Annotated in this window: 24 protein-coding genes; 7 read left to right on the top strand and 17 right to left on the bottom strand. The window is 59.6% G+C overall.

The window, feature by feature from the left end:
* Positions 1 to 9 precede the first annotated feature (9 nt).
* The gene (locus ACR0EN_RS15740) at positions 10 to 819 is read right to left on the bottom strand and encodes a division plane positioning ATPase MipZ (protein WP_170402416.1); all 810 of its coding nucleotides are present in this window, start codon (positions 817 to 819) and stop codon (positions 10 to 12) included.
* A gap of 218 nt (positions 820 to 1,037) precedes the next feature.
* Between ACR0EN_RS15740 and ACR0EN_RS15735 the strand changes: the two genes are divergently transcribed.
* From ACR0EN_RS15735 to ACR0EN_RS15725, 3 genes are all read left to right on the top strand, one after another.
* Positions 1,038 to 1,925 carry an AEC family transporter gene (locus ACR0EN_RS15735; protein WP_170818889.1) on the top strand — a complete coding sequence of 296 codons (888 nt, stop codon included), beginning with the start codon at positions 1,038 to 1,040 and terminating at the stop codon, positions 1,923 to 1,925.
* Positions 1,926 to 2,043: 118 nt separating this feature from the next.
* On the top strand, positions 2,044 to 3,633 hold the full coding sequence (locus ACR0EN_RS15730; protein ID WP_480587643.1) for an MFS transporter: 1,590 nt from the start codon (positions 2,044 to 2,046) through the stop codon (positions 3,631 to 3,633).
* A gap of 51 nt (positions 3,634 to 3,684) precedes the next feature.
* The gene (locus tag ACR0EN_RS15725; RefSeq protein WP_480587640.1) at positions 3,685 to 4,362 is read left to right on the top strand and encodes an SOS response-associated peptidase; all 678 of its coding nucleotides are present in this window, start codon (positions 3,685 to 3,687) and stop codon (positions 4,360 to 4,362) included.
* Between the two features lie 85 nt (positions 4,363 to 4,447).
* On the opposite strand, the gene rpmE is transcribed toward ACR0EN_RS15725, so the two are convergent.
* Both rpmE and rplS read right to left on the bottom strand, forming a co-directional pair.
* Complete coding sequence (rpmE, locus tag ACR0EN_RS15720; RefSeq protein WP_170392669.1) at positions 4,448 to 4,669, bottom strand: 50S ribosomal protein L31; 222 nt, start codon at positions 4,667 to 4,669, stop codon at positions 4,448 to 4,450.
* A gap of 11 nt (positions 4,670 to 4,680) precedes the next feature.
* Positions 4,681 to 5,064 (bottom strand): 50S ribosomal protein L19, encoded by a 384-nt coding sequence (rplS, locus tag ACR0EN_RS15715; RefSeq protein WP_170328369.1) that lies wholly within the window; start codon positions 5,062 to 5,064, stop codon positions 4,681 to 4,683.
* A gap of 370 nt (positions 5,065 to 5,434) precedes the next feature.
* Here rplS and ACR0EN_RS15710 point away from each other — a divergent pair, with 370 nt between their 5' ends.
* Entirely contained in the window at positions 5,435 to 6,235 is an 801-nt protein-coding gene (locus tag ACR0EN_RS15710) for a glycoside hydrolase family 25 protein (RefSeq protein ID WP_170508530.1), read from the top strand.
* Between the two features lie 2 nt (positions 6,236 to 6,237).
* On the opposite strand, the gene trmD is transcribed toward ACR0EN_RS15710, so the two are convergent.
* From trmD to ACR0EN_RS15650, 12 genes are all read right to left on the bottom strand, one after another.
* A complete protein-coding gene (gene trmD / locus ACR0EN_RS15705; RefSeq protein WP_170392667.1) occupies positions 6,238 to 7,041 on the bottom strand; it encodes a tRNA (guanosine(37)-N1)-methyltransferase TrmD in 804 nt (267 codons plus the stop codon).
* Positions 7,038 to 7,853 carry a hypothetical protein gene (locus ACR0EN_RS15700; protein ID WP_170425117.1) on the bottom strand — a complete coding sequence of 272 codons (816 nt, stop codon included), beginning with the start codon at positions 7,851 to 7,853 and terminating at the stop codon, positions 7,038 to 7,040. The genes trmD and ACR0EN_RS15700 overlap by 4 nt, the downstream gene beginning before the upstream one ends.
* Positions 7,853 to 8,356 (bottom strand): ribosome maturation factor RimM, encoded by a 504-nt coding sequence (gene rimM, locus ACR0EN_RS15695; RefSeq protein WP_170425120.1) that lies wholly within the window; start codon positions 8,354 to 8,356, stop codon positions 7,853 to 7,855. Before rimM ends, ACR0EN_RS15700 begins: the two co-directional genes overlap by 1 nt.
* Positions 8,349 to 8,495, bottom strand: coding sequence for a hypothetical protein (locus tag ACR0EN_RS15690; protein ID WP_170818886.1), 147 nt, complete (start codon positions 8,493 to 8,495; stop codon positions 8,349 to 8,351). The genes rimM and ACR0EN_RS15690 overlap by 8 nt, the downstream gene beginning before the upstream one ends.
* A 2-nt stretch (positions 8,496 to 8,497) precedes the next feature.
* Positions 8,498 to 9,133, bottom strand: a complete 636-nt coding sequence (bluB, locus tag ACR0EN_RS15685; RefSeq protein ID WP_170392663.1) for a 5,6-dimethylbenzimidazole synthase — start codon at positions 9,131 to 9,133, stop codon at positions 8,498 to 8,500.
* A 12-nt stretch (positions 9,134 to 9,145) separates the two neighbouring features.
* The gene (gene rpsP, locus ACR0EN_RS15680; protein WP_010437590.1) at positions 9,146 to 9,535 is read right to left on the bottom strand and encodes a 30S ribosomal protein S16; all 390 of its coding nucleotides are present in this window, start codon (positions 9,533 to 9,535) and stop codon (positions 9,146 to 9,148) included.
* Positions 9,536 to 9,577: 42 nt separating this feature from the next.
* Complete coding sequence (locus tag ACR0EN_RS15675) at positions 9,578 to 9,874, bottom strand: chorismate mutase (protein ID WP_170392662.1); 297 nt, start codon at positions 9,872 to 9,874, stop codon at positions 9,578 to 9,580.
* A complete protein-coding gene (locus ACR0EN_RS15670; protein ID WP_170818884.1) occupies positions 9,871 to 10,410 on the bottom strand; it encodes a GNAT family N-acetyltransferase in 540 nt (179 codons plus the stop codon). The genes ACR0EN_RS15675 and ACR0EN_RS15670 overlap by 4 nt, the downstream gene beginning before the upstream one ends.
* Complete coding sequence (locus ACR0EN_RS15665; RefSeq protein ID WP_170625087.1) at positions 10,407 to 10,958, bottom strand: GNAT family N-acetyltransferase; 552 nt, start codon at positions 10,956 to 10,958, stop codon at positions 10,407 to 10,409. The genes ACR0EN_RS15670 and ACR0EN_RS15665 overlap by 4 nt, the downstream gene beginning before the upstream one ends.
* A complete protein-coding gene (locus tag ACR0EN_RS15660; RefSeq protein WP_170776226.1) occupies positions 10,955 to 11,467 on the bottom strand; it encodes a GNAT family N-acetyltransferase in 513 nt (170 codons plus the stop codon). The genes ACR0EN_RS15665 and ACR0EN_RS15660 overlap by 4 nt, the downstream gene beginning before the upstream one ends.
* Before the next feature lie 41 nt (positions 11,468 to 11,508).
* Positions 11,509 to 13,017 carry a signal recognition particle protein gene (gene ffh, locus ACR0EN_RS15655; RefSeq protein WP_170402391.1) on the bottom strand — a complete coding sequence of 503 codons (1,509 nt, stop codon included), beginning with the start codon at positions 13,015 to 13,017 and terminating at the stop codon, positions 11,509 to 11,511.
* Positions 13,018 to 13,177: 160 nt separating this feature from the next.
* Positions 13,178 to 13,696: a hypothetical protein gene (locus tag ACR0EN_RS15650; protein ID WP_170818880.1), complete on the bottom strand. Its 519-nt coding sequence runs from the start codon at positions 13,694 to 13,696 to the stop codon at positions 13,178 to 13,180.
* A gap of 89 nt (positions 13,697 to 13,785) precedes the next feature.
* Between ACR0EN_RS15650 and ACR0EN_RS15645 the strand changes: the two genes are divergently transcribed.
* On the top strand, positions 13,786 to 14,316 hold the full coding sequence (locus tag ACR0EN_RS15645; protein ID WP_480587635.1) for a prolyl-tRNA synthetase associated domain-containing protein: 531 nt from the start codon (positions 13,786 to 13,788) through the stop codon (positions 14,314 to 14,316).
* Here ACR0EN_RS15645 and ACR0EN_RS15640 read toward each other — a convergent pair whose 3' ends face one another.
* Both ACR0EN_RS15640 and ACR0EN_RS15635 read right to left on the bottom strand, forming a co-directional pair.
* Positions 14,317 to 15,057, bottom strand: a complete 741-nt coding sequence (locus ACR0EN_RS15640) for an aspartate/glutamate racemase family protein (protein ID WP_170465150.1) — start codon at positions 15,055 to 15,057, stop codon at positions 14,317 to 14,319.
* A gap of 64 nt (positions 15,058 to 15,121) precedes the next feature.
* Positions 15,122 to 15,703, bottom strand: a complete 582-nt coding sequence (locus tag ACR0EN_RS15635) for an FMN-dependent NADH-azoreductase (RefSeq protein WP_170392654.1) — start codon at positions 15,701 to 15,703, stop codon at positions 15,122 to 15,124.
* A gap of 120 nt (positions 15,704 to 15,823) precedes the next feature.
* On the opposite strand from ACR0EN_RS15635, the gene ACR0EN_RS15630 reads away from it, so the two are divergent.
* Positions 15,824 to 16,702 carry a LysR family transcriptional regulator gene (locus tag ACR0EN_RS15630; protein ID WP_170513380.1) on the top strand — a complete coding sequence of 293 codons (879 nt, stop codon included), beginning with the start codon at positions 15,824 to 15,826 and terminating at the stop codon, positions 16,700 to 16,702.
* Positions 16,699 to 17,610, top strand: coding sequence for a DMT family transporter (locus tag ACR0EN_RS15625; RefSeq protein WP_480587632.1), 912 nt, complete (start codon positions 16,699 to 16,701; stop codon positions 17,608 to 17,610). Before ACR0EN_RS15630 ends, ACR0EN_RS15625 begins: the two co-directional genes overlap by 4 nt.
* The last annotated feature ends 36 nt before the right edge of the window (positions 17,611 to 17,646 follow it).

Genomic DNA, 17,646 nt, shown 5'->3' with positions numbered 1-17,646 from the left:
GCCACGCGGCTAGAAGTCGATCTCAACACCCGGCAAGCTCAGTTCCTTCATCATGTCGCGCAATTCCTGACGTGCGGCGATGTTTGAGATGTTTAATTGCTTGACCCCGATATCCTTGAGGTCCAGCAAAGTCAGTCCGCGCGGGAACAACTCGCGGAAAATCACTCGCTCGGAAAAGCCCGAGGCGACGCGGAAGCCGATGCGCTGTGACAGCATCTCGATCGCGCGTTGCATCTTTTCCTTGTTGACCATGCGCTGGGTGCCGACCCGGTTGCGGACGACGACCCAGTCGATCGGTTTCAGCCCAGCTTGGGCGCGCAATTGGCGGGCATTCCAGACCATCTCGGAATAGACTGAGGGGCCAAGGATTCTCTCACCTTTGGAATCGATCCGCGCCAGCAGGTCAAAATCGATGAAACTGTCGTTCAGCGGTGTAATCAGTGTATCGGCCAGCGAATGTGCAACCTGGCTGAGTCGAGTGTGCGAACCGGGGCAGTCGATCAGGATGAAATCGCTATCGCTTTCCAGTTCGGCCACGGCGGCCGAAAGGCGGTGGTCATAGATGTTTTCACCGGGTTGCAGAGCGCTGGCGTCAATCTCGGGCAGGTCGTGGTGGCGTGGGCTGGGCAGAGACAGGTCCGAGCCGTTCAGGAAGTTCAAGCGGTTCTCGAAATACCGGCCCAGACTGCGCTGCCGCAGGTCAAGATCGAGTGTGCTGACCTTGTGCCCCAGCCGTGCCAATGCGGTGGCCACATGCATCGACACGGTTGATTTGCCTGCGCCGCCCTTTTCGTTCCCGACCACAATGATATGTGCCATGCCTGTATTCCCAAGTCCCGCCGTGTTTGCCTACACGTTGTTGGCAGCCACTATATGTTGTGTAGGCCGGGAAGGGAAGAACCTCGGGCCGTCTTGAGCGCTATTATCAAGCCTCAAATTGGAAAAGTGCTTGGTACTTGGGGGTTAGGGTAAATCCTTGCCAAACACACACCCCTGTTTCACTGTCCATCCTATGGATTTGTGATCGAGGGCAGCCATTGGATCATCTGTTTCTGAACGTTTTGAACGTGGTTCTGCCTGTCCTGATTTGCGCTGGAATCGGTTACACTCTGGCTGTGATCAGGGCCCCTTATGACAACAAGGTTATTGGCGGGATCGTCTCGCGGGTCGGGTATCCGACGCTAATAATCTCGCACCTTTCAACCACCCAGATTGCGGTCGGCACCTTTCTTGATGTCATGATGGCCGCCGCTTTGGCGATTGCAGGTTTTGGGCTGTTGGGGCTTGTCGCGCTCAAACTGATGCGGCTGCCGGTGCGGGCATTTCTGACGCCACTGATGCATGGTAATGTCGGCAATATCGGCCTGCCCATTACCCTTTTGGCGCTAGGCGATGCGGGAATGGCCTATACGATGGCATTTGTGGTGGTTGTGCTGATCAGTATCTTCACGATCGGCATGTGGATTCCGGCCGGAGAGTTCTCGCCCAAGAAACTGGCGACTTCGCCGATTATTTACGCGGTCGCACTGTCGCTGGTGTTGATGGCGACGGGCACCAGCCTGCCGCAACCGGTGGCCAAATCCTTTGATATTCTGGGTGGGCTCTCGATCCCGCTGATGTTGCTGACGCTGGGCCACACGCTGGCGACCCTGCGGATCAAAAGCCTTGGCCGAGCCGTTTTGCTGACAGCGCTGCACCTGCTGATGGCTGCGGTGATTGCCAGCGCGTTGGTCTGGAGCTTCGGCTTCACCGGGGCTGAGCGGGGCGCGGTGATCCTGTGCTGTTTGATGCCATCCTCTGTCGCGACCTATTTGTTTATCGATCAGCATGTGCCGGAATACGGACCCGATGTGGCCGGGTTCATTCTGGTTTCGACTCTGTCCACGATCCTGGTGCTGCCATTGGCGCTGTCCTACTGGATCTAATAGGCGCTGGGCGCGCAGCGCGCTAAAAACAGTATCTATCAGCAAAAAACCGTTTAATAATAGGCACAACACGGTGCCCGAAGGGCCAGCGCGCTATTCCTGAACGGGGGACAGGCAGATGCCAAAAGACGTCACTGAGGACATATCCGGCGCGGGAGGGGCACGTCTGGTTCTGGTGATGACCGCGCTGTGCATGATGGTTGTTGGCTTCAACACAACCGCCGTTGCGACGATCCTGCCAAATCTGAAGGCCGAGTTCGATTTGTCGCCTTCCAGCCTGCAATGGGTGATGGCGATCTATACAGTGGTTAGCGCGACCCTCGTCACCATCGTCAGCCGACTTGGCGATATCACCGGCAAGATGGGCGTCTTCTTTGCTGGAATGATCGTGTTCGGTCTTGGCTCGGCCCTTGTGTTGTTTTCACAGGATGCAGCCATGTTGCTGGCAGGCCGCGGGGCCCAAGGTGCCGGGGCGGCAGCGCTGTTTGGCACCTCGCTTTCGCTGCTGACTGCCGCCACGCCCGAGGAACAACGGGCCAGCGTCACCGGTGCCTGGGGCGCGATCGTCGGGCTGGCAATTGGTGTTGGTCCGATCGTTGGCGGCGCGTTTGCGCATTACCTCAGCTGGCGGGGCGTGTTTGCCACCGATCTGGCGCTGCTGATCGTGGCGTTTGCGGTCGGGTTGCGGGTCAGCAAAGAGCATTACGTCCCCGACACCCGTCTTGCAGGCGCAAAGTTCGATCTTGCGGGAGCAGTCGCATTGGTCCTGCTGCTTGGCCCGCTATCCTTCGCGCTCAGCAACGGGGAAAGCCACGGATGGGCCACAAGATCGACCCTGATCCCGCTTGCCGTGTCGGCTGTAGCGGTGATTGCACTGATCATCACCTCGCGCCGCAGCGCGGACCCTCTGATCGAGCTGCGCTACTTCCGCCACCCCCGTTATTTCATGGCGGCGGCAGGGATGTTCATTACCGGCTTCGCGCTGTTCAGCTTTTTCGTCTATTTCAACGTCTTCGTGCAATCGCCAGATGCGTTTGGCCTGTCCGCTGTTGGGGCGGGGGTGGCGATCCTGCCGTTGAGCCTCAGTATGTTCGTCGTGTCCGTGGTGGCTCCGCGTTTTCTTGCACCTTACAGTTTTCGATGGCCGGTGATCCTGGGCATGGGGTTCATGACCTGTGGGTTCATGCTGTTGACGACAACGACGAACACAACAGGCATGGGTGCGATTTGGTGGAAGCTGGTGATTATCGGGATCGGGCTTGGCATCGGTTTTTCGTTATTGCCGCGTCTCGGGCTGCGCTTGTTGCCGGAAGAACATATGGGGCAGGGCTCGGGCGTAGTGAATGCGTTCCTCTATTTTGGTGCCACCCTTGGTGCCGTGGTTGGAGGTCTGGTCGAAGCAATCACTACCCGACGCGGCCTGTCCGAAGTGATCAACGCCTTGCCCACCGGGTCCGAGCAACGGGCTGATCTGGCCCATGCGTTGACACATGGCACTGCAAGTCAGGTGCAACAGCTTATCGCTGGGCTTGATCCGACCACAGGCGAAACGCTGGCGCGCGCCTTGCGAGATCTGCAGGATGATGCATTTAACAGTGCCATGCTTGTCGCCGCTATCGCTGCGCTTTTGGGGATGATCCTGGCTGCCGTAATGCTGCGAGGCCCCGTGCCTCCACCGCACAGCGCGGTTGATCTGACAAGGGACTGATCGTCGGTGGGGCCACTTGTGACCGGCACCCAATCGGCCTAGGCTTTTGTCATGTGTGGAAAGTTTGCAGCCGGTCACCTGACGCAGCGGGAAATGCTGGCGATTACCGAGTATTTTCTCTACGGCAAGGTCTCGCCTGATCTGCCCGAGCAGCTGCCTTCGGGTGGTTATAATGTGTCCCCCACCAATCGGGTTGGCATGGTCCGTTGGGACGGCGATCAGGCCGAATTGGCTACTGCGCGCTGGCAAATCAAGGATCCGCGCAGCAAGAAGCCGATGATCAATTCGAAGATCGAAAATGTCAGCTTCTGGCAGCAATACTGGAACAATGGGCGCTGTCTTATTCCGGCGCTGGGATATTACGAGTGGCCCAAGGACCAGGGCCATGATTGCCCGGTCTACATCACGGTTCAGCGCAATGCCCCGGTGATGTTTTTTGCGGGGTTTTACAGGACTGATGACGGCAGCCATAGCTGTACGATCCTGACCCGGACACCCAGCCCGCAGATCGCGCATATTCACAACCGCATGCCAGTGATCCTGACCCCGGATGAGATCGAAAACTGGCTATCAGGCGTCACGACCGCGCAAGAGGCGCAGCAGTCGTTGGGCACGCAGTACGAAGGCCGGTTTGAATATCACACCGTCAAACCCATCAAACGCGGAGCTGAGGGCGAAGATATGATTGAGCCTTACACGCCCCCGGTCCAGACCGGGTTTGATTTCTGAAACAGCCGCAAAGTGCAGTGGCGCAATTCCAAAACAAAAAAGGCCGCCCAAATGGACGGCCTTTCGCATTTCAACCAGGTCGGGATTAGAAGCCCAGACCTTCGTATTTCTTCTTGAACTTCGACACGCGGCCGCCTGCGTCCATCAGGCGCGACGAACCACCGGTCCATGCGGGGTGCACGGAAGGGTCGATTTCCAGAGCCAGCTGGTCGCCTTCGCTGCCCCAGGTGGATTTCATCTGAACCACAGAGCCATCGGTCATTTTGACGTTGATGACGTGATAATCGGGATGGATGTCTTTTTTCATCTTTCCGCTCCTTACGCCTCGGCGCCAGCCTTGGGCTTGTAGTTGGTGACTTCTGCGATACGCGCGGATTTACCACGGCGCGAGCGCAGGTAGTAAAGTTTGGCGCGACGAACGCGGCCACGGCGGACAACGGTGATGCTGTCGATATTGGTCGAATGCAGCGGGAACACACGCTCCACGCCTTCGCCAAACGAAATCTTGCGAACGGTGAACGAACCGGCGATGCCGCTGCCACCTTTGCGCGCGATGCAGACGCCTTCATAGTTCTGCACACGGGTACGCGACCCTTCGGTCACTTTAAAGCCGACACGGATGGTGTCACCGGCTTTGAAATCGGGGATGTCTTTCCCCAGGGCGGCAATCTGTTCCGCCTCAAGCTGTGCGATCAGGTCCATCGCAGTTACTCCTATCTGCTCGTGGTTGGTCCACGAAGTTTGGGCACGGCCTGAGAGCTCTTGGTCTTCACCGGGTCCTGCGCACAGCCCGCCAGAGGTCAGATCGAATGTTCCTTTTGGTCCGGTCCGCCCTGTCGCGCCGGTGCCGAAGAAAGCTGGGCGTCACGTCAGGATGCAAACCAAAACACCGGAGTCGCATAACGCCACACCGGATTGCGCTGCTTTACGGGCTTTGCGGGCGGGGATCAAGCCTTATTCTTGGTGAAACAGGTGAGTTTTTGCCACCCGTCAAATCCACCGTTGCCTTGTTCACCAGATCAGGCATTCTGGGATTAATTATAAGAGCAGATATTTGATACAGGATCATAAGATGCGCAAAGCACTTCTGCTGGCCGTTATGGCGCTTGCAATTGTCTCATGTGGTCGCCGCGGCCCGCAACCTCAGGCGGTTGAGCCGCAGGCCTTCGCGGACACGACCCCGCCTTCGATCATCTACCCCGCCTTTGGTGACGCTGACCCGCACCCGTGGGAAGGTCGCCACCCCGGCCAGTACCCCGTGCACGGGCTGGATGTCTCGCGTTGGCAGGGGCCGATTGATTGGCGCACCGCACAGAAGAACGGTGTCAGCTTTGCCTTCATCAAAGCCACCGAGGGCGGAGATTTTACCGACCCGATGTTCGACGAGCACCGACGCGGCGCACAAGCTGCCGGAGTGCCGTGGGGGGCCTATCACTATTACTATTTCTGCCGTCCGGCCCATGAACAGGCGCGTTGGTTCATCCAGAACGTGCCCAAAGGGGCCGACCTGCCGCATGTGCTGGATATGGAATGGACGCCTCATTCCAAAACCTGCACCCTGCGCCCTGATGGCCGAACCGTTCGGGCCGAGGCGCAGCGGTTCCTTGATATTCTCGAGCGCCACTATGGCCGACGCCCGATTGTCTACACGACGGTAGATTTCTACGGCGACACCGATATCGGACGACTTCCCAAAACCGAGTTCTGGCTGCGATCGGTCGCGGGCCACCCGCGCAACGTTTATCCAGGCTCGGTCTGGCGGTTCTGGCAATACACCGGCACCGGGCTGGTGCCGGGGGTTCAGGGTAAGGTGGACATCAACACCTTCAACGGCACGCCGGAAACCTGGGCGTTGTGGAAGGCAACCCGTTAGTCTTAGCCCTTATCTTCTGATTTTCGATAGGCGTCCCACAGATCGGGCCGCCGTTCGCGGGTGATCTGTTCCGACATTTCATGACGCCAATCCGCAATGCGTCCATGGTGGCCTGACATCAGGATCTCGGGGATCGGGCGGCCTTTCCAGTCGGCGGGGCGGGTGTATTGCGGATGCTCCAATAAGCCAGAGGAAAAGCTCTCCTCCTCGGCTGAGGCCTGGTTGCCCAGAACGCCCGGGATCAGCCGCACGGTGGCGTCGATCAGGGCCTGTGCGGCGATTTCTCCCCCGGTCATGACAAAATCACCCAAGCTGATCTCTTGCACGCCGTAGTGCTCCAGCACGCGCTCATCGACGCCTTCGAAACGACCACATAACAGGGTCATGCCATCGCAGCGAGCCAGGTTTTGCATCATTTTCTGATCCATCCGACGCCCACGCGGGCTGAGGTAGATCAGCGGCCAGTTGCCCCGGATGCCCGCCATCGTATGCTCAATGGCCTCACCCAGCACATCGGCACGCAGCACCATGCCCGCACCGCCGCCCGCCGGGGTGTCATCCACATTGCGGTGCTTGCCGATCCCGAATTGGCGCAAATCCACAGTTTCCAACTGCCATAGCCCTTCTTGCAGGGCCTTGCCGGTCAGGCTTTCGCCTAGAACACCGGGGAAGGCAGATGGGAACAACGTGATAATCTTGGCCTTCCACACCCCGTGCAGATCGGGCGTCGGCGTCATCAACTCGCGCGGCTTCAACGTTGGACGGATGGCTTTGCGGCCATGGGACTTTCCGGGTTTATCTGTCATCTCGAGCCGATCAGATCATTTTGGGTGCTTTGAACCAAAGCCGTCTTTTGATCGATCAGCGCAGCATCGTCCAGATCGGATCGGTTCATTTCCAGCATCTGCTGCAAGACATCCTCGGGCAGGCGTGGGTTTGATCGGGTCGGGCCTACCAATTCGGCGGCTTTGTCCGCAGGCAGGTCAAGGAATTCAGCAAAAGTGCTTCCAAGCCCATGTCGCTGGCCCTGCAGGTCTTCCAGCCATTCGGTGCGGACCGAGACCGAGGGCAAACGGTCGCGCACAGCCGCAGCAGCAATCTGAGGCGACGGCACCGGTTCAAGCCGGGCGCGAAAGGTCTCAAAATCCTGAATCAGGCGTGATCGTTGAAGATCATGTGCCCACAGGCTGCGCAGCCAGCTTCCGCGTTGGCGCAGCGAGTAGTAGATCGTGATATGCACCTCTTCCCCGGCAAACCGGTCGCGGATCAGGCCGACAAGGCACGAGGCAAGCTCGGGCGCGGCCTCATAGCCCACCGCGACATTGCGGCTGGGGCGCAGGCCCGAGAAGTTTTCTTCACTCAGAACCAGCCCGCGTTTCTGGCCGAATTCCAGCGAATTCAGAAAGTGCCGCATCTGATCCTTGAAATCGCTCATCGCGCCGGGGGTGCCGTAGACGGAATAGCGTGTGGCTGCTTCGGACAAGCCGGTTTTGCGGGTCCGATAGGGCAGGACCAACGCATGGTGCGGCCAGATCAGTGAGCGGTTTTCGAACAGAAAGGACTGTGCCGCCGTCGTCCCGGTCTTGTGCAGACCCAGATGCAGCAACACGCGGCGCATTACAGCAGGCCCTCGGGCGGATCAGCGATGATGCGGCCCTTGTCCAGATCAACGGTCGGAACGGATTCGAGTGTAAACGGCAGCAGCACGGTGGCCTTTAAGCCCGGACCGTGCAGTTCCAACAGATCCGCCGCGCCGTGATTTTGAACCGATTTCACCCGACCCAGCAGGGTGCCGCCGGTGTCATAAACCTCAAGCCCGATAAGGTCGGTGTGGTAAAACTCATCATCCGGCAGCGACGGCAATTGATCGCGCCGCGCGTAAAGGCGCAGGCCATTCAGCGCATCCGCCGCTTCCTTCGTCTCAATGCCACCCAGCCGGGCGGCAAAGCCGTTCTTGATCGCGCGGGTCAGGACTAGGGGATAGCGCTCTTTACCTTCTTCGTCTGTCAGCGGCGAATAGCCTTCGATATCCTCGGGGACGGCACAGAAACTTTTCAGCCGCACCTCGCCGCGCACCCCATACGAGCCCGCGATGCTGCCTACGCAGATCAGATCACTCATTTCGACCATCCGTCACACATAGCCCGTCCCGCCATTGTCCGATCACCTCGCACGCCTCGCGCTGGTTCGAGCGTTCGCAGAATACGCCCACAATAAATGCGATCGCCAGCAGGATGGGAAGACGTAACAATCCGAACATGTCTAGCGCACCTCGATGGGCAGAGAGGCGTCGCGGCATTCCCAGCCGACCTGCTCCAGCTCCGGCGTATCGGATTGGGCCTCGGGCCAGCCCAAGCAGAAATATCCGATCAACCGCCAGTCCTCGGGGACATCCAGATCGCGCACCATCTGGTCCGGGTCGAGGATCGAGACCCAGCCCAGGCCCAAGCCTTCTGCCCGCAAGGCAAGCCAGAAGAGCGTGATGGCTGAGACGACGGAATAACGCCGCATTTCGGGCATAGTGCCTGCGCCGAGACCTTGACCTTTGTCGGTGGCATCGTCGCAAAACACAGCCAGCTGCACCGGAGCTTCTTTCATCCCGGACAGTTTCAACTGGCTGTACAGCTGCGCCTTTTCGCCGGAATACCCGCTCAGCGCCCGCTCGTTGGCCGCTTGGAAATTCTTCAGCGCCGCGTCGCGCGCGGCCTGACTTTCGATGCGGATCACGCGCCAGGGTTCGCTGAGCCCAACAGAAGGGGCCAGTCGAAACGCGTCGAGGCAGCGCGTAAGCACTGCCTCGTCAATTGCATCGGTGCGAAACCGGCGCACATCACGCCGGAGCCGCATCAACAGATCGAACTGCGTGCGAAAATCGTCGGAAAAGGCCTGATCCTGCACGCGCCTGACTGCTTATTCTTCTGCAGCAGCTTCTTCAGCCGGTGCAGCAGCCGCTTCGGCAGCTTCAGCAGCCTTGGCAGCTTTCTCTTCCGCGCGTTCCTGAGCTTTCTTGCCCGGAGTACCCTTGTTGGGGTTGTTGCGCTCGGCCTTGTCACGGGCGCCGGCAGCTTCCAGCATACGTGCGATCCGGTCGGTGGGCTGTGCGCCCTGATCCAGCCAGTACTGGATGCGCTCCATGTTCATTTTCACGCGCTCTTCGCTGTCTTTCGGCAGCAGCGGGTTGTAGGTGCCCAGTTTTTCGATGAAACGACCATCGCGCGGCATACGGCTGTCAGCCGCAACAATGCGATAGAAGGGACGCTTTTTCGAGCCGCCGCGGGCGAGACGAATTTTCATTGCCATGGTGGTATCTCCTTTGAATGGCGTATCCGGTGCTAGACCGGCTTAGTTCTGGTGTTTCTTGTGGTGTCGGATGACTTCCTGAATGATGAAATTCAGAAAAGCCTTGGCGAAATCGGGGTCCAGATCGGCCTCTTTCGCCAGGTCTTCTAACCGTGCGATCTGCGCAGCCTCGCGCGACGGATCGGACGGGGGAAGGTCGTGTGCGGCCTTGAGCTTGCCAACGGCCTGCGTGTGCTTGAACCGCTCGCCCAGCGTATAGACCAGGATCGCATCCAGCCGGTCGATGCTTTCGCGGTGATCCTTCAACAGCGCGGCAGCTTGTGTCACGGGGTTGTTCATTGGCCGGTCCTTTCGGTGGTCAAATCAATCTGCGGATGACGCCAGATCTGAGCGTGCTTGCCCAAAAGCTCGGCTCTCTCAATCTCCAGCGTTGCGCCCAGCCGTTCGGCCAGAGCGCGCGAGCGATCATTGGCATGGGCGATGTAAGAAATCACACCGTTCAGCCCCTGATGCCGCGCTGCATAGTCGCGTGCAGCCGCGGCGGCCTCAAAGCCCAGACCTTTGCCTTCGGCCTCTGCCATCAGCGTCCAGCCCAGCTCGGGCTCCGCCCAGCCGGGTACGTAGATCATGCCTGCCCATCCCACGAATGCGCCGTTGGCCTTTTCAGTCAAATGCCACAGACCATAACCGCGCAGCGCCCAATGACCCAATCTGTTCGAAAGAGAGCTCCAGCTTCCAAGCGCGTCCTTGGGACCACCAACCATATGGCTGCGCTCGGTCGCGTAGAACGCGGTCATCGCAGGAAGATCGTCCAGATGCGGCGCGCGAAGGATCAGGCGATCGGTTTCGACGGTGGGTATAGTGAACGAGGTCATGCGTATGCCTCCACGCCACCATTTACCAGATCGGCAGGCGCAGAATGACGCCAGACCTGCATCGCCCCGAAAGCCGGGTGTTCGAACATATATTCAAACTGCGCGCCCAGCCGTTTCGCGACAGCCTTGCTGCCCAGATTATCCGGATCGATCAGCGAGATTGCGGTTTCCCAGCCCAGCACGTCATAGGCATGTGCACGTGCAGCCAGTGCCGCTTCGGTCGCATAACCCTTGCCGGTGGCGTGGTTCATAAGCGTCCAGCCAATTTCGGGCTCGGGCCAGCCGTGAGGGTTCCACAAGCCAACATGGCCTACATAGGTGCCGGTGTCTTTTTCCTCGACACCCCAGAAGCCATATCCCCGCATCGCCCAGTGGCCTAACAGCATCGCAACAGCGCGCCATGTCTCATCCGGGCGTTTCGGGCCGCCGACGAATTTCGAGGCGTCGCTGGCAAAAAACTCTGCCTCAGCCTCAAAATCGGCCTCGCAGGGGGCCCGCATGATCAGGCGTTCGGTTTCCAGCGTTGGTATGGCCATGGCAAGTGTCATGCCTGCACCTCGCCGTATCGCCAGACATGCTGTGTTGGACCAAAGGCGCTTTCGGCAACGGCGTCGCGCGTTGCACCCAGACGCTGTGCCAATGCGTTCGAACGAGCGTTGGACTGCGAAACGTAGCTTACGAACTGGCCGGATCCGAGCAGATCAAGCCCAAAATCGCGAACGGCGCTGCACGCTTCGGTCGCGTAACCTTGCATGCGGAACTTGCTATCGAACATATAGCCAAGCTCGGGCTCGTGATCGTCCCATTCGAGACCCAGAATGACAAAGCCAATGACCTGATCATCGTCTTTAAACGTGACGGTGAACAAGCCGTGACCATGCAAAAGCCAGCCTGATGTGTAGTAGGAAAACTCAGTCCAGGCGTCTTGCTCGGTATCGCCAAAGCTGTCCTTGCAGATCGATGTCCACACCGGCAGGTCGTCCAGAGTGGGTGCACGCAGAACCAGCCGCCGGGTCTCAATGACCGGCAGGGCCGCGCGATACTGCGCTGCTGCCATCGCCGCCTTTCCGGACGGGGGCTGGGTGCAGCGTGCTGACGTCACTTTTTCTTTCCAAAACCGCTCAACCCCGGGGGCAGGCCCATGCCGCCACCCAGTCCGGGCAGACCGCCGGGCATCTTACCGCCCATCGCTTTGGCGGCTTGTTCCAGCGCCTTGGGGTCCATGCCCGCAGCCATTTCCTCGGGGCTTGGGCCACCTTTGCCGAACATGCCTTTCATGGCCTGTTTCAGCATCTTGCCTTTGCCCATTTTGCCCATCTTTTTCATCATGTCGGACATCTGCCGGTGCATCTTGAGCAGCTTGTTGAGATCGCTGACCTCCATACCCGAACCGGCGGCGATGCGTTTCTTGCGGCTGGCTTGCAGCAGTTGCGGGTTGGCGCGTTCGCGTTTGGTCATCGACTGGATCAGCGCGATTTGCTGGCGCAGGATTTTATCGTCCAGACCGGCCTGATCCATCTGCTTGGCCATCTTGTTCATGCCCGGCATCATGCCCATCATGCCCTGCATGCCGCCCATCTGGATCATCTGCTCCAGCTGCATTTTCAGGTCGTTCATGTTGAACTGACCTTTGACCATGCGCTTCATCATGCGCTCGGTCTGTTCCATCTCCATCGTTTCCTGGGCCTTTTCGACCAGAGCGACGATGTCGCCCATGCCCAGAATACGACCGGCGATCCGGTCCGGCTCGAAGGTTTCGAGCGCGTCCATCTTCTCGCCCAGACCAACAAAGCGGATCGGCTTGCCGGTGACCGCGCGCATCGACAGCGCCGCACCGCCGCGCCCGTCACCGTCCATACGGGTCAGGACCACGCCCGAGATGCCGACCTTGGCATCAAACTCTTCGGCCACTTCAACAGCGACCTGACCGGTCAGGCCGTCGACCACTAGCAGCGTCTCGCGCGGGTCGACCACGTTACGAACCTGCTCGACCTCGTCCATCAGGACTTCGTCGATATGCAGACGGCCCGCGGTGTCGAGCATGTAGACGTCATAGCCGCCGAGCGTTGCCTGTTGCTTGGCGCGCTTGGCGATATCAACCGGCGTCTGGCCGGGAACGATCGGCAGCGTATCTACACCAACCTGCGTGCCCAGGACCGCAAGCTGATCCATCGCCGCCGGGCGATAGACGTCCAGCGAGGCCATCAGGACCTTCTTGCCCTCTTTCTCTTTCAGGCGTTTCGCCAGCTTACCGGTGGTGGTTGTCTTACCGGAACCCTGCAGGCCGACCATCAGGATCGGGGCAGGCGGGTTGTCGATCTTCAGCGCGCCGGGGTCTTCTTCGCCACGCAGTGTATCAACCAACGCGTCGTGCACGATCTTGACGACCTGCTGGCCGGGCGTGATCGATTTGGTGACAGCTTGACCGGTCGCCTGTTCCTGTACTTTCTTGACGAACTCGCGCGCCACCGGCAGCGAGACGTCGGCCTCAAGCAGGGCAACGCGGACTTCGCGCAGGGCGGTTTTCACGTCTTCTTCAGACAGGGCACCCTGTTTGGTCAGCCGGTCAAAGACGCCGGAAAGGCGTTCGGATAGATTTTCAAACATGCCTTCGGCCTCCTTAGCCGGTTATCTGGTGGCGTGCCCTAGATAGGACGCGTCGGTTAAATGCACAAACGCCCCCACGGGCGAAACTCGCTGGTGGGGGGCGATCCCTGAGCGACTCAAGGGACCGGAAGATCAAACGCTTCCGGATGTTGGCGGCGATTTAGGCCGATTGGCTGGCAGAGTCAACCTTGCGCGCCGGAAGCCAGTCATTGATCGCATCAACCAGCCGATGCGCGCCGCGCCCGCTGGAATAAGCCTCGACAATGGGATGCCGCCCGGCGCTCATGCCTTCATCCAGTATTAGGACAGGGCGATAGAGGGTCGATGTGCCATTGTCGCTACGCGAGGTCGTGCTTTCGGTTTCCGCGTGCGAGAGGTGCGAGAGCTCATGTTCCACCGCATCATATCCAAAGACTGACTGTCTGCGGATCAGGATGCTGTTATTATTGCGATCCAGTATGACCTGCACGCGCCGGACAAAGGCGCAAAATGCACCAAAACCCATGCCTCCGCCGAATAGTGCGAAGAAAATGCCGAACAAGATACCCTCGCCACCTTCACTGGCCAAGAAGACGCCCGCGCCGACAAATGCCAGAATGAAGAAAACCAGCGTGATGCCGATGAACCATGGCGTATTGGACAGGATCAGTTGGCTCGGAGTGTTACGCGTGACTTTCATGGCGGCACGCTAGCACCGAATGCCGCGCCTGTCGTGGCTTGAATTTACCTGTCGGTTGGGCGATGAGCGCGCCATACGAGGAGGTTCCCATGGACGCATCATCTGCCTTTCAGGATACGTTGCCGCTCAGCTCGGATGCGCTTTTGGTGCAGTTGGATGAATGGGGGCTGCCCTATCGGTTGCATACTCATATCCCGCTGCGCACCGTTGAGGATGCCAAAGGGGTCGAGGGCCAGTTCATGGCGCCGGGTGAAAATACACTGCGGCTTAAGAACCTGTATCTGCGCGACAAGAAAAAGCGGAATTATCTGGTGACGCTGGAACAGAGCCGCGAGATCGACCTCAAGGCGCTGGGCGCGGAGTTGGGGGTTGGCAACCTGTCCTTCGGCTCGGCGGATCGGCTGTTCCAGAACCTCGGCATCCGCCCTGGCGCGGTCAGTCCGCTGGCGATGATCAACGGCGTTGAGAACAACGTTAAGTTCTTCATGGACGCCGCCGCGCAACAGGCCGATGTCATCAACATGCACCCTTTGGTCAACGACCGAACCGTCGTTTTGTCGCGCGATGATCTGATGGCGTTCTTTGATAAGATCGGGTGCGAGGTGACCTGGCTGCCGTGATCACCCTTCAAGCGCTTCGTTCAAAGCGGCAGCGACATGGGCGGCGGAGGGGTTGACGAACAGGTGACCGTCCGCCTCGAACACCGGATCGTCCAGATGATCGGGGAAGGCCAGAGGCAACTCGGTACAGGCCAGCAAGATCGCGGTTCCGGGTGTGGCGTGTTTGTTGCAGAAGGCCAGCAGGCGCGCATGTGCGGTGTCGGATGCGCCGCCGTAGAAATCACTGTCGATCATCGCCTGCATCTCGGCGATCTCAGGCTCGGGCAGGCGTGTGTTTGCCGTGATACCCTCGGCGGCCAGCCGGTCGGCATAGTTTGTGGCCTGCATAGTGACTGCGGTTCCAAGGACCAAAGCATTGGTGGCGCCGGTCGAGGCGGTCGCGTCGGCGGTTGCGTCAAAAATGCTGAGAATAGGCATGGAGACGCCTTCGCGGATCGTGTGAAGCCGCGCGTGTGGCGTATTGGAGGCGATGATGCCGAAATCGCAGCCTGCGTGTTCCAAAGTCAGCAGTGCTTCGCGGAACACCGCGTCGAAAGCGGCCCAGCTGTCTTCGTCACCGGCCACGCCGCGCAAGGCGCGGGTTTTGGCTTGGGTGACGGATTCGATGGTCATGGGTGGGATGGGCAGCGGCGATCCGTGGCCGCGTTCAGCAAAATACCGACCCGCGCCTTCAGCGATCGCCCGGTAGTAGTCGACAGTTGAGGCCCAGCCAACACCGCCCAATATTCCAATCTTTTTCATGTGAAACGCCCAGTCTGCCGATTTGCCTCGGCGCAGACTGGACGGTTCAAGGGGGGCAGGTCAATCAGGCTGCCAGTTTGGTGACAGCTTTCTGCGCATTGGACAGGGTTGTTTCGGGGTCCAGTGCCATGCGATCTGCGGCGATGACTTCGACATCATGGATGCCGATGAAGCCCAGAACATGGCGCGCATAGGTGGTGGCAAAGTCGATCTCGGAGCCCACCGCCGTACCGCCTGATGCAACAGCAAGGATGGCGCGTTTGCCTTCCAGCAGACCTTTCGGTCCTTCTTCGGAATAGGAGAATGTCAGACCGGCACGGGCGACCAGATCAATCCAGGCCTTGAACGCGGCGGGAACTGAGAAGTTGTAGATCGGCAGGCCGATGACGATCGTGTCGGCCTTTTGCAACTCGGACACCAATTCGTCCGACAGGGCCAGCAGGTCTTTCTGTACCGCGTCACGCTGGTCGGCGGGGGTGAAATTGGCGCCGATCCAGTCCTCGGTCAGCAGGGGCAGGGGAGTGGCCAGATCGCGGCGGATGATACGCCCGGCGTTCAGGTGGCGAACCACGCGGTCGGACAGATCGCGGGTGGCAGATCCAGTGCGGCGGGCCGAGGCGTCGATATGCAGGATGGTTTTGGTCATTTCGGGGCGTCCTTTGTTGCGGAATTAGCTTCTGTTGCCCCAATATGGCTGTTGCGTGCATGAACAAAACTCGGATATATCAACAAGCATTGTTAGAATTTGCACATTGGATCAGATGCAATGGACAATTGGGATGAAGTGAGAACCGCCTATCAGGTGGCGCGCATGGGAACGGTCAGCGGCGCGGCGGATGTGCTGGGTGTGCACCACGCCACCGTGATCCGCCATATAGATGCGATCGAGGCACGGTTGGGCGTCAAACTATTCCAGCGTCACGCGCGTGGGTACACACCAACCGAAGCGGGTGAGGACTTGTTGCGGGTCGCGCAGGCAACCGAAGATCAGTTCAACCAGTTGGTCGGTCGCATGAAGGGGCGCGGAGACGATGTCTCGGGCGAGATCGTGGTCACCTCACTGGCCTCACTGGCCCCGCTCATCGTACCGACGCTGACCGAGTTCCAGCAGACCCACCCGGGATTGATCGTGCGCTATCTGACCGGCGACCGCCTGTTCCGGTTGGAATATGGCGAGGCGCATGTGGCGATCCGCGCCGGGGCCGCGCCGGATCAACCGGACAATGTGGTGCAGCCGTTCATTCCACAAGAGGTCGGACTATTCGCTAGCAAGGCCTATCTCGCGCGCCACGGCAAACCCGCGGACGTTGCAGATTTCGCCAATCACCACTTCGTCGGCAATGATGACGAAAACAGCCGCGCGCCGTTTTCCCGCTGGCTGCGTGCCAACGCGCCGGAGCAGGCGATCACTTTCCGCTGCACCAATAATTTCTGTATGCGAGAGGCTGTTCTGGCCGGTGCAGGCATCGGCTTTATGGCCCGTTGGGAGGCCGCGCGCGATCCCGATCTGGTCGAGGTGATGGCACCGTTACCCGAGTGGTCTGGCAAGCTTTGGTTGGTGACTCATGTGGATCTGCACCGGACCACTAAGGTGCAGGCTTTCCTATCCTTCCTGAAAGATCAATCCAAGGGCTGGCTGCCGTGACACCGCAGGCGCGCGGCCATCTGGCCATGCTGACATTCTCGGCTTTGGTGGCGGGCAGTTTCTCGCTTGGCTCAATGGCGGCAAATGAGATCGCACCGTCGGCGATCACGGCAGCGCGCTTTGCGATTGCGGCGGTTGTGATCGGCATCGCTGCGATTGCCACAACGGGCATTCCGCGCAGCGCGGCTCGGGCACCATGGCGCTATCTGGTTCTTGGCGGATTGTTCGGAGCCTACTTTGTCCTGATGTTCTACGGATTGAAAACCGCTCCCCCGGTCAGCGCGGCGGCGGTCTTTACGCTGACCCCGGTCATGTCGGCGCTGGCCGGATGGGTGCTGCTGCGCCAGATCACCACCCCACGCATGGCGCTGGCCCTGACGGTCGGTGCGGTCGGTGCGCTGTGGGTGATCTTCAGAGCGGATTGGCAAGCCTTTCAGGTCTTCGAGATCGGAGGCGGCGAGATCATCTATTTCTGGGGTTGCGCCGCGCACGCCGTCTATACGCCGATGATACGGCGATTGAACCGGGGCGAGCCTGCGGTGGTGTTCACCTTCGGTACGTTGGTTGCGGGGTGTTTGATCCTGACGGTCTGGGGCTGGTCCGATATCCGTGCAGTAGATTGGGGCAACCTTCCCGGGATTGTCTGGGTGACGCTGCTTTATATCTCGTTGTTTGCGACCGCCGCCAGTTTTGTACTGGTTCAGTTTGCAGCCCTGCGTTTGCCCGCGGCAAAGGTCATGGCCTACACTTACCTGACACCCAGCTGGGTGATCCTGTGGGAAATCGCCCTGGGACGTCCTGCGCCGACGGCATTGGTGTTGGTTGGTGCCGGGCTCACCGCTGTTGCGTTGTTGTTGCTGCTGAAAGGAGAAGACGCGCCTGCAAACACTCCGGGGCGCTCGAATTGAAGCTTGTGATTTCTACCTGATGTGGCAGCCTGCCTG

It is taken from the genome of Ruegeria sp. AB7 (genome assembly GCF_056542625.1).
Note: the sequence above shows the minus strand (reverse complement) of the source record. Positions and strands in the feature narration are given on the sequence as shown.

Coding starts and splice junctions, on each gene's coding strand:
- ACR0EN_RS15675 (WP_170392662.1), bottom strand. CDS start 9,874: ATGAACAACCCCGTGACACAAGCTGCCGCGCTGTTGAAGGATCACCGC.
- ACR0EN_RS15635 (WP_170392654.1), bottom strand. CDS start 15,703: ATGACCAAAACCATCCTGCATATCGACGCCTCGGCCCGCCGCACTGGA.
- rpmE (WP_170392669.1), bottom strand. CDS start 4,669: ATGAAAAAAGACATCCATCCCGATTATCACGTCATCAACGTCAAAATG.
- rpsP (WP_010437590.1), bottom strand. CDS start 9,535: ATGGCAATGAAAATTCGTCTCGCCCGCGGCGGCTCGAAAAAGCGTCCC.
- ACR0EN_RS15640 (WP_170465150.1), bottom strand. CDS start 15,057: ATGAAAAAGATTGGAATATTGGGCGGTGTTGGCTGGGCCTCAACTGTC.
- ACR0EN_RS15725 (WP_480587640.1), top strand. CDS start 3,685: ATGTGTGGAAAGTTTGCAGCCGGTCACCTGACGCAGCGGGAAATGCTG.
- ACR0EN_RS15710 (WP_170508530.1), top strand. CDS start 5,435: ATGCGCAAAGCACTTCTGCTGGCCGTTATGGCGCTTGCAATTGTCTCA.
- trmD (WP_170392667.1), bottom strand. CDS start 7,041: ATGACAGATAAACCCGGAAAGTCCCATGGCCGCAAAGCCATCCGTCCA.
- ACR0EN_RS15740 (WP_170402416.1), bottom strand. CDS start 819: ATGGCACATATCATTGTGGTCGGGAACGAAAAGGGCGGCGCAGGCAAA.
- rimM (WP_170425120.1), bottom strand. CDS start 8,356: ATGAGTGATCTGATCTGCGTAGGCAGCATCGCGGGCTCGTATGGGGTG.
- ACR0EN_RS15690 (WP_170818886.1), bottom strand. CDS start 8,495: ATGTTCGGATTGTTACGTCTTCCCATCCTGCTGGCGATCGCATTTATT.
- ACR0EN_RS15630 (WP_170513380.1), top strand. CDS start 15,824: ATGGACAATTGGGATGAAGTGAGAACCGCCTATCAGGTGGCGCGCATG.
- ACR0EN_RS15645 (WP_480587635.1), top strand. CDS start 13,786: ATGGACGCATCATCTGCCTTTCAGGATACGTTGCCGCTCAGCTCGGAT.
- ACR0EN_RS15700 (WP_170425117.1), bottom strand. CDS start 7,853: ATGCGCCGCGTGTTGCTGCATCTGGGTCTGCACAAGACCGGGACGACG.
- ACR0EN_RS15670 (WP_170818884.1), bottom strand. CDS start 10,410: ATGACCTCGTTCACTATACCCACCGTCGAAACCGATCGCCTGATCCTT.
- ACR0EN_RS15730 (WP_480587643.1), top strand. CDS start 2,044: ATGCCAAAAGACGTCACTGAGGACATATCCGGCGCGGGAGGGGCACGT.
- ACR0EN_RS15665 (WP_170625087.1), bottom strand. CDS start 10,958: ATGACACTTGCCATGGCCATACCAACGCTGGAAACCGAACGCCTGATC.
- ACR0EN_RS15650 (WP_170818880.1), bottom strand. CDS start 13,696: ATGAAAGTCACGCGTAACACTCCGAGCCAACTGATCCTGTCCAATACG.
- ACR0EN_RS15660 (WP_170776226.1), bottom strand. CDS start 11,467: ATGGCAGCAGCGCAGTATCGCGCGGCCCTGCCGGTCATTGAGACCCGG.
- ffh (WP_170402391.1), bottom strand. CDS start 13,017: ATGTTTGAAAATCTATCCGAACGCCTTTCCGGCGTCTTTGACCGGCTG.
- rplS (WP_170328369.1), bottom strand. CDS start 5,064: ATGGACCTGATCGCACAGCTTGAGGCGGAACAGATTGCCGCCCTGGGG.